This is a genomic window from Flavobacterium sp., from assembly GCF_027482425.1.
Lineage (GTDB): Bacteria > Bacteroidota > Bacteroidia > Flavobacteriales > Flavobacteriaceae > Flavobacterium.
In genome coordinates, this window is sequence record NZ_JAIXWA010000024.1 from 1 (window position 1) to 17255 (window position 17255).

17 protein-coding genes are annotated in these 17255 nt (G+C 44.0%); 12 read left to right on the forward strand and 5 right to left on the reverse strand.

The window, feature by feature from the left end; genetic code table 11:
* Window positions 1-269, reverse strand: a 269-nt coding sequence (locus Q0037_RS02255) for an NUDIX domain-containing protein (RefSeq protein WP_297514949.1), incomplete at its 3' end; no start/stop codon positions are given.
* Between the two features lie 67 nt (window positions 270-336).
* On the opposite strand from Q0037_RS02255, the gene Q0037_RS02260 reads away from it, so the two are divergent.
* The gene (locus Q0037_RS02260; RefSeq protein ID WP_297514822.1) at window positions 337-912 is read left to right on the forward strand and encodes a pentapeptide repeat-containing protein; all 576 of its coding nucleotides are present in this window, start codon (window positions 337-339) and stop codon (window positions 910-912) included.
* 7 nt (window positions 913-919) lie between these two features.
* Here Q0037_RS02260 and Q0037_RS02265 read toward each other — a convergent pair whose 3' ends face one another.
* Window positions 920-1495 carry a hypothetical protein gene (locus Q0037_RS02265; RefSeq protein WP_297514825.1) on the reverse strand — a complete coding sequence of 192 codons (576 nt, stop codon included), beginning with the start codon at window positions 1493-1495 and terminating at the stop codon, window positions 920-922.
* Between the two features lie 105 nt (window positions 1496-1600).
* The gene (locus Q0037_RS02270; RefSeq protein ID WP_297514828.1) at window positions 1601-2326 is read right to left on the reverse strand and encodes a bacteriorhodopsin-like; all 726 of its coding nucleotides are present in this window, start codon (window positions 2324-2326) and stop codon (window positions 1601-1603) included.
* 123 nt (window positions 2327-2449) lie between these two features.
* On the opposite strand from Q0037_RS02270, the gene Q0037_RS02275 reads away from it, so the two are divergent.
* Window positions 2450-3352: a Brp/Blh family beta-carotene 15,15'-dioxygenase gene (locus Q0037_RS02275; protein WP_297514830.1), complete on the forward strand. Its 903-nt coding sequence runs from the start codon at window positions 2450-2452 to the stop codon at window positions 3350-3352.
* A 35-nt stretch (window positions 3353-3387) separates the two neighbouring features.
* Here the strand turns inward: Q0037_RS02275 and dnaK are convergent, their stop codons facing one another.
* Window positions 3388-5274: a molecular chaperone DnaK gene (dnaK, locus tag Q0037_RS02280; RefSeq protein ID WP_297514833.1), complete on the reverse strand. Its 1887-nt coding sequence runs from the start codon at window positions 5272-5274 to the stop codon at window positions 3388-3390.
* A gap of 922 nt (window positions 5275-6196) precedes the next feature.
* Between dnaK and Q0037_RS02285 the strand changes: the two genes are divergently transcribed.
* From Q0037_RS02285 to Q0037_RS02325, 9 genes are read left to right on the forward strand one after another with little or no spacing between them, the layout of a single operon-like run.
* Window positions 6197-7243, forward strand: a complete 1047-nt coding sequence (locus Q0037_RS02285; protein ID WP_297514837.1) for a pesticidal protein Cry7Aa — start codon at window positions 6197-6199, stop codon at window positions 7241-7243.
* On the forward strand, window positions 7233-9560 hold the full coding sequence (locus Q0037_RS02290) for a glycosyltransferase (protein ID WP_297514840.1): 2328 nt from the start codon (window positions 7233-7235) through the stop codon (window positions 9558-9560). Before Q0037_RS02285 ends, Q0037_RS02290 begins: the two co-directional genes overlap by 11 nt.
* Window positions 9557-10240, forward strand: coding sequence for a BON domain-containing protein (locus tag Q0037_RS02295; protein ID WP_297514842.1), 684 nt, complete (start codon window positions 9557-9559; stop codon window positions 10238-10240). Before Q0037_RS02290 ends, Q0037_RS02295 begins: the two co-directional genes overlap by 4 nt.
* Complete coding sequence (locus tag Q0037_RS02300) at window positions 10227-10880, forward strand: BON domain-containing protein (RefSeq protein ID WP_297514845.1); 654 nt, start codon at window positions 10227-10229, stop codon at window positions 10878-10880. The genes Q0037_RS02295 and Q0037_RS02300 overlap by 14 nt, the downstream gene beginning before the upstream one ends.
* A 29-nt stretch (window positions 10881-10909) precedes the next feature.
* On the forward strand, window positions 10910-11752 hold the full coding sequence (locus tag Q0037_RS02305; RefSeq protein WP_297514848.1) for a universal stress protein: 843 nt from the start codon (window positions 10910-10912) through the stop codon (window positions 11750-11752).
* Between the two features lie 9 nt (window positions 11753-11761).
* Window positions 11762-12520, forward strand: a complete 759-nt coding sequence (locus Q0037_RS02310) for an ABC transporter permease (RefSeq protein ID WP_297514852.1) — start codon at window positions 11762-11764, stop codon at window positions 12518-12520.
* A complete protein-coding gene (locus tag Q0037_RS02315) occupies window positions 12517-13251 on the forward strand; it encodes an ABC transporter ATP-binding protein (RefSeq protein WP_297514857.1) in 735 nt (244 codons plus the stop codon). Before Q0037_RS02310 ends, Q0037_RS02315 begins: the two co-directional genes overlap by 4 nt.
* A 3-nt stretch (window positions 13252-13254) precedes the next feature.
* The gene (locus Q0037_RS02320) at window positions 13255-14289 is read left to right on the forward strand and encodes an MlaD family protein (protein ID WP_297514865.1); all 1035 of its coding nucleotides are present in this window, start codon (window positions 13255-13257) and stop codon (window positions 14287-14289) included.
* A gap of 17 nt (window positions 14290-14306) precedes the next feature.
* On the forward strand, window positions 14307-14696 hold the full coding sequence (locus Q0037_RS02325; RefSeq protein WP_297514867.1) for a hypothetical protein: 390 nt from the start codon (window positions 14307-14309) through the stop codon (window positions 14694-14696).
* Between the two features lie 72 nt (window positions 14697-14768).
* Here Q0037_RS02325 and Q0037_RS02330 read toward each other — a convergent pair whose 3' ends face one another.
* Window positions 14769-15428 (reverse strand): hypothetical protein, encoded by a 660-nt coding sequence (locus tag Q0037_RS02330; protein WP_297514869.1) that lies wholly within the window; start codon window positions 15426-15428, stop codon window positions 14769-14771.
* Between the two features lie 225 nt (window positions 15429-15653).
* Between Q0037_RS02330 and Q0037_RS02335 the strand changes: the two genes are divergently transcribed.
* Window positions 15654-16709, forward strand: a complete 1056-nt coding sequence (locus tag Q0037_RS02335) for a cyclic nucleotide-binding domain-containing protein (RefSeq protein ID WP_297514871.1) — start codon at window positions 15654-15656, stop codon at window positions 16707-16709.
* The last annotated feature ends 546 nt before the right edge of the window (window positions 16710-17255 follow it).

Genomic DNA, 17255 nt, shown 5'->3' on the forward strand with positions numbered 1-17255 from the left:
AATCCCAATTCCTCCTTGATTTCGCGGCAAGCGGCGGTTTCGGCCCGTTCTCCTGGATCAATAAATCCGCCCGGTAAATCGAGGGAACCGGCATCGGGATCTTCTTGACGAACCGTAAACAACACCTGATCTTTATAGCGTAACACAACAGCTACAGCCGCGGCTACGTTGTGATAATATACAAAACCACAATGATTGCAAGCGATACGATACGCCTTCGTTTCGGTGATCTTGGTTGACGCACAACGGGGACAAAATTGAAAAAGCATGGTTGGGCATTTGTTCAAATGTAAAAAAAACTGGGGTAAATTGGTTACCTTGCTCCAAATTTGAATCATGAGTTACGTTTTTACCCACGACCAAAACTTTGCCCAGCAAACCTATACCCAAGCGGATTTACAACATACCGAATTTGAGCAATGCACCTTTACCGATTGTGACTTTACTGGCTGTTTCTTTCAAAACGTGACCTTTGTCGATTGTACTTTTATTCGGTGTAATTTCAAAGGAACAAAGCTGAATCATACCGCTTTGCGTGGCGTGTGGTTTACCGATTGCAACCTTACTTCAGTAAATTTTGCCATGACGGATCAAGTGATTTACGAATTTCACTTCAAAGATTGCTTGCTCGATTACAGTCAGTTTTACAAACTCAAACTTCGCCAAATTCAGTTTATTCATTGCAGTATGATTGCGACTGATTTTATGGAAACCGACTTATCGGGGGCGTTGTTTGACTCTTGCAATTTGCGCCGTGCGGTTTTTAGCAACACCAATTTAGAAAAAACCGATTTCTACACGAGTTACGAATACCGTATTGATCCCGAAAAGAATAAAATGAAGAAAGCCATTTTTAGTACCCAAGGGCTCCACGGCTTATTGGAAAAATACGCCTTAGTTATAAAACCATAAATCGAAATTATTTCTTTTTGACCTGCACCATTTCCATTTTGGTTGCATCGTAGGTCCAAGTCAACATCGATGTTTTATTTTTTTGGGTAACCGTTCCATCGGGGTTGAGAATTAATTCATACCCTTCACGACGCACCTTCATTTGGGTTTCACTGGCATTTCTATTGCGGTCTAAATACACTTTCTCCGTAATGTTGTTGGTGATTTGTGTATTGAAAAAAACTTGCTTCTTAGTTTTCCATTCGTAAATGGCATGTGTGACAGTAGTAATTTCTTCCGTTTTATCTGGAGTAGTCACTGTCTTTTTTTCGGTCCAAGATACAGCATACAACTTTGTTCCTGAGGCCGTTAAAGGAATAATTTTACAATCGGTAGGCTTCATAGTGGTTGCATTGGCTTGCACCACAACCGTTTCTTTAACTTTAGTGCCCTCCATTTGGACCAACTGTAAATTTCCTGTCTTCAGCTCCAATACAAGATTTTCGACTTTGGCTAATACAGGCGTGGCAGCAGGCACTTTTTTCTTTTGGGCGTTTACCAATGTGATGAAACACAACATGCAGAAGAACACGATTTTTTTCATGGTGAAAAGGATTTTTGTGTTTCGAATGTACAAAATATTTTGACGTAAAAAAAACAGACGAACTCCGCTTGGGAATCCGTCTGCTTTTATAGGGAAAAAAAAGGGTTAGTCTTTGCTTGACTTCACTGCCAAGTTGTAGATGACCAAACCGAAACCGATTTTGTTGATGGCATCCGCAATATTGTAGGCCACATCTACATTTCCTTTGCCCAACATCGAGGTGTACCAACCTTCGGTACCCAACATGTAACCCAACGGATAGATTGCCCAACCTACCAACACAAACCAGCATAAAATTTTATGAGCTTCTAATACAGAACCTCCTGCGGATTTGGCCAACTTGGACGCTTCGCCCAACCAAATTTCATACACGATAATGAAGTAAGCAAGACCTGATACTAAGCCCCACATGGCTGCATTTCCTGGATCTACGGCTTCTCCAAAGTACCCAGTGACTAACATCACCAAAGAGTAACCAATCATTTTCCATAATAAGGACGTCTTGGCTCCAGCTACTTTTAGAATCAAATAAAATTCCAAACACATCAACGGCACAGTTAATACCCAGTCCACATAGCGGAAAAAGGTTGGCGATTCTCCAAAAGCACTCCAATAATCACGCATGTAAAAATAGTGTACCGCCGCAATGAAGGTAATTAACCCAGAAACCAACACTGAGGTACGCCATTTTTTGTCAAACTGACTTAAGGATAAGAAGAAAAAGGCCGAAGCCGCCATCATGGCCATACATCCAATAAAAAATGTAAATCCGATGTAATCGGTGGGCATCATTTTGGCTACCCAACCGGTCAATAAACTGAAGTTTGTCATAATCTGTTGTTTTAGTTGTTACTATTTTAATTTGTTTAAATAAAATTACAAAACATTAAACGTAAAAAGTTATTTTGTTTATTATTTTTATTACATTTATTAAACAATTTTAACAAACTAAGCATGGAAACCTCCCTTCACCTTCGGATTTTACTGACATTTTTCATGTTATGGTTGGCTAATTTTATTTCTGTTGAAAATCAGCAGCTATTTGGTTTTGTAGGAATTGCCTTACTAGGGATTGTCCACGGAGCCAATGATTTAACCATAGGTCAGCAAATAAATGAGGGGATTTCTAAAACTTGGGATCTCAAATTATTGATGCAGTATATCGCCATTGTGTTGTTGGGCATGATTGTATTTACGCTACTTCCCACCATAGGTTTACTCCTATTTATACTCATTAGCGGGTATCACTTTGGCAATCAGCATTGGACGATGGAAGTGCCCTCATCGTTAAAGGGAATTTGGATTTTGTTTCAAGGTAGTTATGGCTTGTTGGTGTTAGGAATTCTTTTTTGTTTTCATGAAAAAGAAGTACATGCAATTATTCAAACCATCACACGACAAATCGATACTGATTTAAGTATACAAAAAATTACCCTTTTATTCGGCGTAATGGTATTGCTTTTGGGTGCCCTATTGGCAAAACAAAGTGACGTATTTCGGATAAGTATTGGACGTAATCTATTTTACCTTGGGGTGTTTACAATTATCTTTTATCATGCGGGATTGATTTGGGGGTTTAGCATGTACTTTGTCTTATGGCATAGTGTGCCCTCGATTCAGGAGCAAATTCGGTTTTTGTATGGAAAAGAAAATGTGCGCGCTTGGTGGCATTATTTTAAATCAAGTGCGTTGTATTGGAGTTTGGCGGTAGGAACGATGGTTATTGCGTATTGGGCCATTGCGAATGATACCGTGTTTAAAGCCTTATTCTTTTCATTGATGGCAGCAATTACGTTTCCCCATACCATAATTATAGCGCAAATGAAAAGGACGATGCAAAAAAAAAGTCGGACCTAACATCCGACTTTTAATAAATGTCCGTTGCTCACGGATTATTTTACTTCTTCAAAGTCCACATCTTGCGTTTGATCGCCAGTAGCATCTTGCTGGGGCTGTGCTTCGTGGGTTTGTCCTTCGGCTTGCGCTTTGTACAATTCTTCCGAAGCATTTTTCCAGGCTTCATTGATTTTATCTAAAGCAGCCTGAATCGTGTCTACGTCTTTGGTTTCGTAAGCCTTTTTCAAATCCTCTAAAGCTGCAGTGATGGCCGTTTTGTTGCCTTCTGACAATTTATCACCAAATTCGGTCAATTGCTTTTCGGTTTGGAAAATCATGCTATCGGCTTCGTTCAACTTGTCGGCTTTTTCTTTGGCCATACGATCGGACTCGGCATTCATCTCGGCTTCTTTCTTCATGCGTTCGATTTCTTCGGGGGTCAAACCTGAAGAGGCCTCGATACGAATATCATGTGATTTGCCTGTACCTTTATCGGTAGCCGAAACTTTGATGATTCCATTGGCGTCAATGTCGAAGGTTACTTCAATTTGAGGCACACCGCGTGGCGCAGGTGGAATACCCTCTAAGTGGAAACGTCCAATTGTTTTGTTATCAGCAGCCATGGTGCGCTCGCCTTGCAACACGTGAATTTCAACACTGGGTTGGTTGTCCGCAGCCGTGGAAAACACTTGTGATTTTTTGGTAGGAATGGTCGTGTTGGCCTCAATCAATTTGGTCATCACATTCCCCATGGTTTCGATTCCTAAGGACAAAGGCGTAACGTCTAACAAAAGAACATCTTTTACATCACCGGTCAACACGCCCCCTTGAATGGCCGCACCGATGGCTACTACTTCGTCAGGGTTGACTCCTTTGGACGGTTTTTTACCGAAGAATTTTTCAACTTGCTCTTGAATCACGGGGATACGGGTTGAACCTCCCACCAGAATCACTTCATCAATATCGGAAGTAGACAAACCAGCATCTTTCAAGGCTTTGGCTACGGGTTCCATCGAACGTTTTACCAAACTATCGGCCAATTGTTCGAACTTCGCACGGGTTAACGTTTTCACCATGTGCTTAGGCCCGCTGGCTGTTGCTGTAATATAAGGTAAGTTGATTTCAGTTTGTGTCGAAGAAGACAACTCGATTTTGGCTTTCTCGGCCGCTTCTTTCAACCGCTGTAAGGCCATAGGGTCTTTGCGTAAATCAACGCTTTCTTCACTCATAAACTCATTGGCCATCCAGTCGATAATTACTTGGTCGAAGTCGTCTCCTCCTAAGTGGGTATCCCCATTGGTAGACAATACTTCAAATACCCCGTCGCCCAATTCGAGAATCGAGATATCGAAAGTTCCACCTCCTAAGTCGTACACCGCAATTTTTTGGTCTTTTCCTGCTTTATCCAAGCCGTACGCTAGAGCCGCTGCTGTGGGTTCGTTGATGATACGCATAACTTTCAACCCGGCAATTTCCCCTGCTTCTTTGGTCGCTTGACGCTGCGCATCGTTAAAGTAGGCAGGAACGGTAATTACCGCTTCGGTTACCGCTTGTCCAAGGTAATCCTCAGCGGTTTTTTTCATTTTTTGTAGCGTCATGGCCGACAATTCTTGTGGGGTATATAAACGCCCGTCGATATCGACACGCGGGGTGTCGTTGTCGCCTTTGACTACTTTGTATGCTACGGTAGAAGCCTCTTTGGCACTTTCCGTGTATTTATTTCCCATAAAGCGCTTGATGGACGCAATGGTCTTGGTCGGGTTGGTAACCGCCTGACGTTTGGCAGGGTCACCTACTTTGATTTCGCCGCCTTCCACAAATGCAATGACTGAAGGTGTGGTGCGTTTCCCTTCTGCGTTAGCGATTACTACGGGTTCTCCCCCTTCCATAACGGCTACACATGAATTGGTTGTACCTAAATCGATACCAATAATTTTTCCCATGATGTTAATCTCCTTTATTTAATTCTGTTGAATGACCTCTCTAGGAGTAGGCCGTGCAATGGCACGACTGGGATATGACAACTTTTGTGCCAATGCGATTTGAGGTATTTTTTGTCAGGAACAGAGTGACAAGATGGCAGGGAGCTGTCGCAGTCGCTTTTGCAGTCGCAGTCGCAGTCTCTTCACAACCGAGATTTCTTTTAAATTGGCTCAGCCCCGAAGGGTCGGGATCAGCAGCTCAGAAGCTCAGAAGCTAAAAAAACCATGTTATGGGATTTCTTCTCCGTCGAAATGACAAACTGGGCGTATAATAAAGTTTTTTGCGGTGCTAAAACGCTTTCAATGTAACAATTTAGTAACAACTCTCTTTTAAAATAGAGATTCTCCCAACCGAGTAGCTGTCATTTCGACGATAGGAGAAATCGCACTAGGGGTGGCAGGAATTTAACCGCCAAAAAGGATCGGGATCAGTCGCAGTAGCAGTGTTCAGCCCCGAAGGTTCGGGATCAGTAAGCAGTTACAGTGGGCAGTATTCAGTACTCCGTTGGGATCTCAGCAGCTCAGTGGCTTTTTTTGCCCCTAAGGCATTACGAATTATAAAGCATTAAAAAGGATTAACTTGTTCTAAAAACTTAAATCCTTACGATATAGAACACAAAGGCCCCAAAATGTGACAGTAATTGCTACTATGAGTTACAGCCATTACTTTCAACCTCCTACATTATCGAAGCAATTTGGGAATCGTATACAAGTCTTTTCTTTAGCAATAAAAAAAACCTGCTGTAGCGCACGAAATGATATGCGGCAAATCATAGTATTGCCTGATGTGCATCATCTTTTTTCCCAAGGTAAAAAATCAATTTTGTCTTGTGGAACCCTGATTGATTATGCTATCGGTCAACTTTCCTCCACCTTTTAACCCATGTTGTCTTCCCTTAAAAAACGCGGTATACTTTTGGAAAAAACCACCCACGGTTTTGAAAATCTCGGTGTGCTTAATCCTGCCGTACTTCGCAATCGAGAAGGCATTCACTTGTGGTATCGAGCAATAAATAAAACCCATGGTTCTGTAATTGGTTATGCCCGTTTTGACGTACAAGGCCAACTCCTCCAGCGTGATGAAATTCCCTCCATATATCCCCAAGTTTCATACGAGTGTCATGGGGTGGAAGATCCGCGCATTGTGATGATAGAAGGGCTTTTTTACCTCACCTACACCGCCTTTGATGGACTCAACGCCCGCGGAGCTCTGGCTACTTCAAACGATATGATTCATTGGGAAAAACAGGGTTTAATCGTTGCCGACATTCGTTTTGCCGATTTTATCCTTCTGGCTGAATCCAACCGCCCGTTGAATGAAAAATACCACCGTTACAACCAACCGCCCCAAGGTTTGCTCGATACCCAAGACTGGAAGTTGTGGGATAAAAACGTAATCCTTTTTCCCCGCCGGATTCACGGAAAACTTTATTTGTTACACCGCATCAAACCCGATATTCAATTAGTAATCATTCAAGAGTTCAGTGACCTCACAACGGCCTTTTGGGAAAACTACTTTTTGCATTTTACCGAAGGGATCCTCCTCAGCCCCAGATACGAGCATGAGGTAAGCTATGTTGGAGGCGGCTGCCCACCTATTGAAACCGATTTAGGATGGCTATTGATTTACCATGGAGTACACGATACAATTGACGGTTATGTATACAGTGCATGTGCCGCTCTGCTAGACCTAGAAAACCCCAAAATTGAACGGTGCCGACTGCCCTACCCACTTTTTGGCCCCGAATATGAATATGAAGTTCACGGAATTATCAACAACATTTGCTTTCCCAGTGGCGCTGTAGTCGTTGACGAATTGCTCTACATTTTTTATGGAGCCGCCGACAAACGTATTGCTTGGGTGACCCTCTCGTTACCCGCCTTACTGGAAGAATTGCAACGTAACCCTTTTGAACCCCATGCGACTTAAAATGCAACACCCTCAGCGACTCCTCTTACCGCAGTATACGCAACGTATTCCTGCTCAACAGCCAGTACCGGTTTCTGCAGTCCAACACGATTTGGTCATGATTACCACTTACCCCCCGCGGGCTTGTGGTTTGGCTACCTTTGCCTCCGATTTGATTGAGGCCATACAAACGCAGTACGAACAGGCATTTACGGTCAAAATTTGTGCACTAGATGTTCCTGAAGCTGTGTATCCAGCTTCTGTGTTTCATGTATTGCAACCCGAAAGCAAGGCGTCTTACCATGCGCTCCTTTCCAAAATGAAACTACTGCATCAGCAAGAATGGGTTGTTGTACAACATGAATTTGGACTCTATCGCGCCCACGAATACAAACTTTTGGACGCTTTAAACCAAATGGAGAAAAAAATCATGGTAGTACTTCATACGGTCTTGAGTCAACCCGATGAAGCTACTCTGTTGTTTATGAAACGACTCGGTTTCTTGGCGCATACCTTGGTCGTGATGACAAACCACTCCAAAAAACTATTGATCCAGCGCTACGGGATTCAGGCTTCCAAAATTATTGTCATTCCTCACGGCACTCATTTGGTAGACCATTTGCCGAAGGCCGACCTCAAAAAACGGATGGGTTGGGAACAACGGACTTTGCTTACCACTTTTGGCTTGCTTAGCTCGGGCAAAAATATTGAGACGACACTGCAAGCTCTTCCCTTGGTTATCGAGCGGTTTCCAGAGGTCTTGTTCTTGATTGTAGGGCAAACCCATCCCGGAGTTGTTGCGCAAGAAGGCGAACGGTATCGAACCTTTTTGGAAGACCGTATTGCCGCTTTGGGATTGCAATACCACACCCATTTTATCAACGAGTATGTGGCATTACCAAAGCTACTGGACCTTTTGCAAATGACGGATATCTATTTGTTTACGTCCAAAAATCAGGAGCAAGCTGTAAGTGGCACCTTTGCCTACGCCTTAAGTTGTGGCTGCCCGATAATCACTACCCCCATTCCGCATGCAAAAGAACTTGTTCAAAAGGGGAGCGGTCTCCTTTTTGATTTTGAACAACCCGTTCAGCTGGCACGGCAACTCATCGCTTTACTTGCCCAACCCGAATGGCAAGAAGAACTTCGAGGAAACGGTTTGCATCAAATGGAACCTACCGCTTGGGAAAATACAGCCATGCACTATGTAAACTATCTGAAACAGCAAAGTACGACTCAAATACCGCTCACCCTTCGTCTTCCCAACATAACCCTCAAACATGTTTGGGCGATGACCACGGGCAAAGGGATTTTACAATTTGCCCGACTTAATCAACCCGATACGAGCTCAGGATATACGCTTGACGACAATGCCCGTGCACTCATAGTTACCGTGCAAAACTACCAAATCACGCGAAATCCGGCCTTACTGACCGCGATGGAACGTTACCTTCAATTTATGCTTTTTTGCCTCCAACCCGATGGTCGTTTTCTAAACTATGTTTCCTATGCCCACCTATTTACCGCCCAAAACAAAACCGATAATTTGGAAGACTCTTTTGGACGGGCACTTTGGGCATTGGGGTATTGCGCTGCATTTGCACCTACCGATCAAGCATCGCTCCAACAACCCATTCAGGACTTGTTACAAGCGACCCGGGCTCCTCGTTTGACCCTTACCTCCCCTCGGGCGATGGCGTTTACCCTGAAAGGACTCTACTTTGTACACGAGTCGGGAAACGCCGATTACAGCACCGAAATCGAAATCCTTGGCGATCGCTTGCAGGGGATGTACGGGCAAACTGCTTCCGACACCTGGCCGTGGTATGAGCCCTACCTCACCTACGGCAATAGTGTGTTGCCCGAAGCGCTTCTTATGGCGTGGAAAGTAACCCACCGTATTGATTTTAAAACCACAGCAGTCTTATCCTTTTCTTTTTTATTAAGCATCCTATTTCGTGATTCCTATTTGAGGGTCATCTCCAACAATGGATGGTTCCATCGAGGGCAAGCGTGGGATCGATTACCTCCAGGGGGCGAACAACCGATTGATGCGGCCTATACCGTACTGGCATTGGATACGTTTCAACGGCTGCTCCAACAACCCGAATATACACAACAAATGCAAACGGCCTACCGTTGGTTTCTTGGACTAAATCATCGGGGAGAAATGCTCTATAACCCCAAAACAGGGGGCTGTTACGATGGCTTGGAAGCCGATCATGTTAACCTGAATCAGGGCGCCGAATCAACTTTGAGTCATCTTATGGCCCGGCAAGCCTTGGAACTTCACCTACGTAAATACACCAAACAACTTCAAAATCAAATTCACACATGAGTACCGACGAATCATTACAATTTACGGTTCAACAAGCCTTGCGCTGGGAACCTCAAATGCAGGATGCTCAATTAGGAGTAACGGCTCACCAGGGCATTATAACGCTTATGGGAATACTGCCCAATTACTTTCTAAAGGTAGAAGCTGAACGCATTGTCAAAAACATTGATGGCGTACGCGCTATTGTTGAAAAAATAGCCGTGGTTTTTCCTAAAGAACAAACCCTCTCCGATGAAAAATTGGCCGAGAACATCTTGCGGTTGTATCGATCCAGTTTTACCATTCCCGATGAACGCATTCGCTTTAAGGTGGAAAACGGATGGGTAACGCTCGAAGGAACGCTGCATTGGAACTACCAGAAAAAAGCTGCAGAAGCTGCCTTAAGCAGTATCAAAGGCATACGGGGCATTTCTAATTTGCTGCATACCCAATCTGATTACGAAAATGAACTCCTACAGGAAAGCATTGTCAAAGCCCTTCACCACAGCGCTGTGCTCTCGGATGCCGTGATAGCAGTGAACCTCGATCACCGCAAAGTTACCCTTACCGGAAGTGTAAATAATCTTTATGAAAAAGAAGAAGCCGAGCGCCTGGCTTGGAATGCTCCGGGGATTGCATCGGTATCCAATGAACTTGAAATCCGTCCCTTAGTAAAAGTTTTTAGTGATGAATGCGAATAACGACCTCCAGCAAAAAGTTCAATTCGCCCTCTTTTGGGAGCCGCATCTTACGGGGGCAGCAATTGGGGTAACCGCTCATGACGGGATTGTCACCCTAAGTGGAACGGTAGCACGATATGAAATGAAAGCAGACATTGAACAAACAGTCAAAAAAGTTCGTGGGGTTCGAGCCGTAGTGATGCACATCAACGTACAAGAGCATCCTGAAGCTACCAACGAGGAACGATTGGCTGAGGAAGCATTGCGAGCATTGGAATTGCATACTTCTATTCCGCCCAAACACATCAAAATCGTGGTAGCCAACGGGTGGATCTACCTTGTGGGTTCGGTCGATTGGCACTACCAAAAACAAGCCGCCGAAAAAGCGGTATCCCGAATTATGGGCGTAAAAGGCGTGGTCAATTCATTGCTTATCCATTCCGATCGAACGGATATGTTGGAAAAAAAAGCATTGTGTGATGCTTTTGACCGCAGTAGTATTCTTCGTGGAAAAAACATTATCGTTGGGGTTCACCAAAATGAAGTTACCCTCACGGGGATTGTAGATTCCTTGGTTCAAAAAGAAGAAGCCGAACGGATTGCTTGGAATGCTCCCGGCATCTGGCGCATACATAATCAACTCGAAATTATCCATACCTAACGGTTGGAATTTCATTAAAACCAAAAGCTATGGGAAAAATTCTTGTCACCACTGACTTTTCTGGGCATTCGCGGAAAGGCATTCGTTTTGCATTTCAATATGCCCAACAAACCCAGTCAAAAGTGGTGTTGTTGCACGTACTAAACCTTTTTGACCCTGAAATTGCGATCGACTCGCGAACCGCCACCCCACAACTGCGTTGGGAGGAAGCCTTACAACTCAAAACCAATCAACTCAAGAAGTACATTCATGTTGTTTTTCCGTCGGGTATTCCAAAAGTGGACTATGAAATTGTATGTCTCAAACTCGAACGAAGTTTGGCTGCAACGGTCATTCATTACACCAAAGCACATGCCATCGAAATGGTTTTTTGTAGCGAAAATGGAGCCTCTATATACAAAACATTATTGGGCAGTCTCCCCGAAGCTTTGCTACACCATTGTCCCGTTCCTTTGTGTATTGTACCCAATCGGTACCGAACGACACCGATCCAGTCGCTTTGTTATCTTACCGACATGGCACATATCGATGATGAAATGACGCAGATTACAACACTTCAACGCCGCTTGGAAGCTCGGGTGGAGGTTTTGTTTTTTGCTTATGAACTCGAACTAAAAGCGCGGTTTACCCAATTGCATGAAACAGCAAAAAGTTATGAAAGCGACACGGTACGGTTTCAATACATTCAGCTGATTCCGCAAACGCCATTCAAAGAACTGTTGCATCGGTTGTTGCATCCCTTAAAACCCTCGCTGGTAGTATTGTTTCGTACCCCCAACCGTTCCTTATTGAGTCGGATGCTTTTTCCTTCCAAAACTTCGGCCTTGGTATTGGAAAATCATCTCCCGCTTTTGGTCATTCCAAAACTCTAATTGTACACTATGGCTTTCCGTCCTTATGAAAACGAACTCGTCGGCTTGGGACAGTTTACGCTCTTTTTCGGCCGTTTTTTTAGCGAATTAAGTTTCAAAACAATATCCGGTCGCGAACTGCTCAAACAATGTTATGAGTTGGGCTACCGCTCCCTCCCCTTGGTGACCACAACGGGATTGATCATGGGATGGGTGCTCACCATACAGTCCCGTCCTGCCATGGCTAAATTTGGTGCTGAGTCGTGGATTCCAGGTATGGTAGGACTCTCATTGGTACGAGAAATTGCCCCGGTCATTACGGCATTGATTTGTGCAGGACGGATGGCTTCGGGCATTGGTGCCGAATTAGGTTCGATGCGTGTCACCGAACAAATCGATGCGATGGAAGTGAGTGCTATTCGCCCCTTTCGGTATTTGGTTATTACACGCACTTTGGCCACTACTTTAATGCTCCCTATCCTCGTGCTGTATGCGGATGCTATTGGCCTTTTGGGAGGGTATTTGGGAATCTCGAGGCATTTAGACCTAACGCTTGGACATTACTTACGGCAGGTTTTTGACTCTTTGGCTTTCAGTGATTTGATTCCTGCCGTGATCAAAACCTATTGTTTTGGCTTCTTTATTGGATTGGTAGGATGTTTCAAAGGATTTCATGCCCAAGGCGGTACCGAGAGTGTGGGACGCGCCGCCAATCAAGCGGTGGTCACGGCCTCACTGAGTATTTTTTTGGTCGATTTAATTGCTGTACAAATTACTGATTTACTATGATGCCTCCTCTTATTGCATTGGAACATGTGTACAAAGCCTATGGCCCCAAAGCGGTGCTAGTCAACCTGAACTTGGTTGTTTATGCAGGGGAACATGTAGTCGTATTAGGCCGCTCAGGATCGGGAAAATCGGTCGCCATTAAATGCATTGCTGGACTTACCAAAATCGATCAAGGGGTGGTGCGGTTGATGGGGCATGACATCACCCACAGCGATGAAAATGCGTTGAGTCCGTTGCGCCAAAAAATGGGCTTCCTATTCCAAAGTGCGGCCCTTTACGACTCGATGACCGTGGGGGACAACTTGGCTTTTACACTCCTTCATAACCAACCGGGACTGGCCCCAGAGGTTCTTGAAAAAAAAGTACGCGCCACCTTACAAAACGTAGGATTAGAGTCGGCTATTGACTTGATGCCAGGTGCACTTTCGGGAGGAATGCGGAAGCGGATCGGACTTGCGCGCGCCTTGATCATTGACCCTGAAGTATTGCTGTATGACGAGCCTACGGCCGGACTCGATCCGATTACTGCCAAAGAAATAACCGACTTGATGTTGCGCATCAAAGCCGACTATCATCCTACAGCAGTAATCATTACGCATGATCTCGCCTGTGCAGCCCATACGGCCGATCGGATAGTGGTGTTGCATGAAGGACAGATAATCCAATCGGGGACTTATGAAGCCTTAGCGCAAAGTGATCATCCGATGGTTCATGCTTTTTTTAATCCGTAAGCTATGGATAGAAACCCCACATACTATTGGAAAGTAGGCCTCTTCAGCTTGGTGGGGTTGTTGCTTTTGGTCATTGCCGTATACACGTTGGGCTTTAACCAAAATCTATTCCGATCGAGTTTTGTGGTCTATGCCCGTTTTCAAACCGTAAGTGGTCTTCGGCAAGGGAGTACCATACGTATGGCTGGGATTGGCATTGGCACAGTGACCCGCATTGCATTTGAACCCGAAGGAACGGTATTAGTCAAATTGGCTATCGACAAAGATGTTCAATCCTATTTGTACCGCGACGCTTTGGCTACAATTGGCAGCAACGGTTTAGTGGGCGATAAAGTACTGGAACTCACAGCAGGGACAAGTACATCGGGGCCTTTACGGCACAACGATACTTTGCAATCGATAGCACCAATTGAGGTGGAAGCTATTTTGGAAAGTGTATTGCACAGCGCTAAAAATGCAGAACGTATTACCGATGAATGGCAAACATTTAGCCACCGTTTGAATCGCGAAGACGGACTGGTTTCACGATTGATACGCAGTCGAACATTTGCTGATAAAATCGAACGGGTTGTCACTCAATTGGAACAGAGTACTGGAGCTTTGGCACAATTTACACCACAGCTTAACAACCCCCAAGGATGGGTTCATCGGGCGTTGAGCGATCCCACGTGGAGCAATCATTGGAACGAGAGTTTACAAGAGCTTCATACCACGAGCACAGCGTTACGGCAATTTTCGACCCGGTTGAATGAATCGGATGGATTATTACAGCAATTGATGCAAAATGATACGTTGCGGGATTCATTTTCGCAAACCGTTTACCATATAGAACAAACCGCCCAAGGGTTGCACACCCTCACTCAAACGTTAAACCAACCCGATTCGGTGCTCTCTAAACTCATCAATGACCCACGCCTAGGCCAATCGGTCGACAGCACATTGATCCAATTGGAGCAAAGTCTACGGGAATTTCGAACCCTCGAAGCCGCTGCACGCGAATCGTTTTTACTACGGGGGTATTTTAAAAAAAAGCAATAACCTAATCCCTATTGAACATGAAAAATGAACGAACCTTGGCCATTTGGATGGATTATTCCAAAGCCTTTCTCATTGAATTTACCGACAAAGCACGGGAAATCGACATTTTGGAGGTCCAACCCGTAAAAAACACCTACGGCAATGGATTACACAGCTACCATGAAAACCAAAAGCGGAAAGAAAATCGGCATGCCTTTTTCAAAAAAATAACCCAGAAAGCTAAAGACTACAGTCGGGTAATTTTATTTGGTCCGTCGAGTGCCAAAGTGGAGCTCGCACACCAATGGCATAAAGAAGGCTTGTTTACCGATCAAGGGCTTGAAGTAATCACGACAGGACGTCTAACTGAAACGCAGCGCTGTCATTGGGTGAACAAACACTTTACACCGCCAGTTGTTACTCCATAAAACAACCCTAAAACCAAAAAGTCCGATACTAATATTACGTATCGGACTTTTTTTGTGGACAAATCCAAAAGTTTACCCATGCCAGACGGGTTTGGATTCGTGGATTTCTAGGAGTACAAAATAGATGGAACCGCCTAATACTAAAGCCACAATTGGACTGAAGAACACAAAATCATAAGGATTCAGATACCGCATTACGGCATAGGCAATCGCTAAGGTAAGTCCAACAATCCACATTCGTTTGGTATACGAAATAAAGGCAGGCAACAAGGTAACGGACATCCAAAAGTAGACGCCATAGGCTTGGAAAAAACTGTCTCCATTTTGAATAAAACGCATTTCATCGCCTTCGAGTGTGACGGCCACTTCGTAAAAAATATAATCCCAAGTAGTAAATAACGAGACAATCACGCCCAGGTATACAAAGAAAAGCAAGAGACGTCGAATGGCCCATACCGTTTCCATACGTTGTATGGCATAGGGAATCCAAACGGGCCAAATGATTTGCGATATAATCAACAAAAAGAGGGTGAAAAATCCTTTTAGGTAATCGTACTCTGGATTATCAACTGCCAGAGCTACGAGGGCGGTGCAAAACTGTTCCATGGCCAGAATGAGGGGAATCATGGCAAAGGGAAAATAACGCGGGTGGTTGACCCGTTGTACAGAAGCAAAGGCCATAAGTGCCAAGATTACTCCTGAAATAATCGGAAAAAGTACATTGTAATACATATAAAATAAGGATTGGTTAAGTCATTCTAAAGTAAACGATTCCCGCAGTTTAGGGGATGATTAAAATCAGAAAAAACTCTTGATATCCGACACGTTGTATTTTGTGGAAGCATCCCATTTTTGTACATATTTGTAAAAAAAATAACGTTAAATAAAAATAAGAGCATTTAAATTACCTATCTTACACTCGAATATTTTAACAATTGTTAAACCAAATCACCGCTTATGGCCAATTACCGCATCTTAGTTATCATGGAACAGCACGATGAGGACCACTATCTTCTTGACTTACTAACTATGGCTGGCTACGACGTTTTATTGGCTCACGACGGGAAAACGGGTATTACTATGGCACAAACCGAACAACCCGACGCTATTCTTTGCGAGGTGTTCATGCCTGAAATGGATGGGTTTAGTGTTTTGATAGTCTTGTCCAAACAAATAGAAACTGCATCAATACCGTTTGTTTTTTTTGCCCATACCTACCACAAAGCCGATATACGCAAAGGGATGGAGTTGGGTGCCGACGACTATTTATCGCGACCGTTTAGCGATGTACAATTGTTAAATGCGTTGGCGGTACGGTTACAGAAGCGGGAAAATCAACTGGAGTATTTCAAAAAAACCTACCAAATTGACCAAAACAAACCCTTATATCAGCAAGGGAAATTAGCCTTAGAATTGCTAAAGGACCATTCGATACAGCGAAAAATTAAAAAGAAGCAGATTCTATTTTACGAGGGCGACAAGGTCATCGGGATTTATTATGTGCGCAAAGGAGCCATTAAAATCACCAAAATTGCCCAAGACGGACGAGAACTAACGGTACGTATCCACTCAACGGGCGATTATATAGGATTACACAATTTATACAACGAACATACGCATACGGATAATGCCGAGGCGATGTCAGACTGCGAAATTAGCATCCTACCCATTCAGGAGTTTGAGAAGTTGATCGAGCATCATCCTGAGATGGCGGGTAAGTTTATCCACTTGTTATCGCAGGAATCAAGTAAAACCGAGGAGCATTTGATTCGTATTGCCTACGACTCGGTACGAAAGCGCATTGCCAATTCGTTGATTAGTTACTTCAAGACCTACTGCCCTAATGGAGAAAGTATTCACCTAAGTCGAAACGAGTTGGCCAATATTTCGGGCACTACGCCTGAAACTGTAAGCCGCACCCTCACCGACTTTGAGCAGGAAGGGCTTATTCGGAAAGACCAAAACCGTATTGTCATTGTACAAGCGGATAAGTTGCATTATTTGAAAAATTAGGTTTCAGGTTGCATTCTAAGAGCGTGGGGTTTAAAAAGTATAGTCGTAAGTCGAAAGTCGTAAGTCATTTTAGCAGTCAGCGATCAGTGTTCAGCCATTAGCTTCCTCACTTCCCAATGTAAGTCTTTGACCTTGCTTCTTTCTTCTCAACTGCATATTAATAGTCATTAGAAATTAGTCGTTGGACGTTAGTCAAGGAGGACGTGTTAGAACGCTCATTTATAATTTAAAATACAACATTCAAAATAGCCAAAGAGGTCTTTTTTCTTGCTTCTTTCTTCTTGCTTCTTTTTTAACCGCAAAGACGCCAAGATTCCGCAAAGTTCAAAAGTACGCGGCCTGTGGCCGACTTAAGTTTCCTTAATTATTGAGCGGTATGGTGTGCGTCAAAACCTTAATTTCTTAATGATATAAATCTTTAAAGCACCAAGTTTAATCGGTAGTGGGCAGTTTGCAATGCGATATCTGTGGTGTATGGCCGCTATAGCTGTACGGTAAAGCCCCGTGCCACCGGATATTCTGTTGCGCAAAGGTTGTACGGGAAAA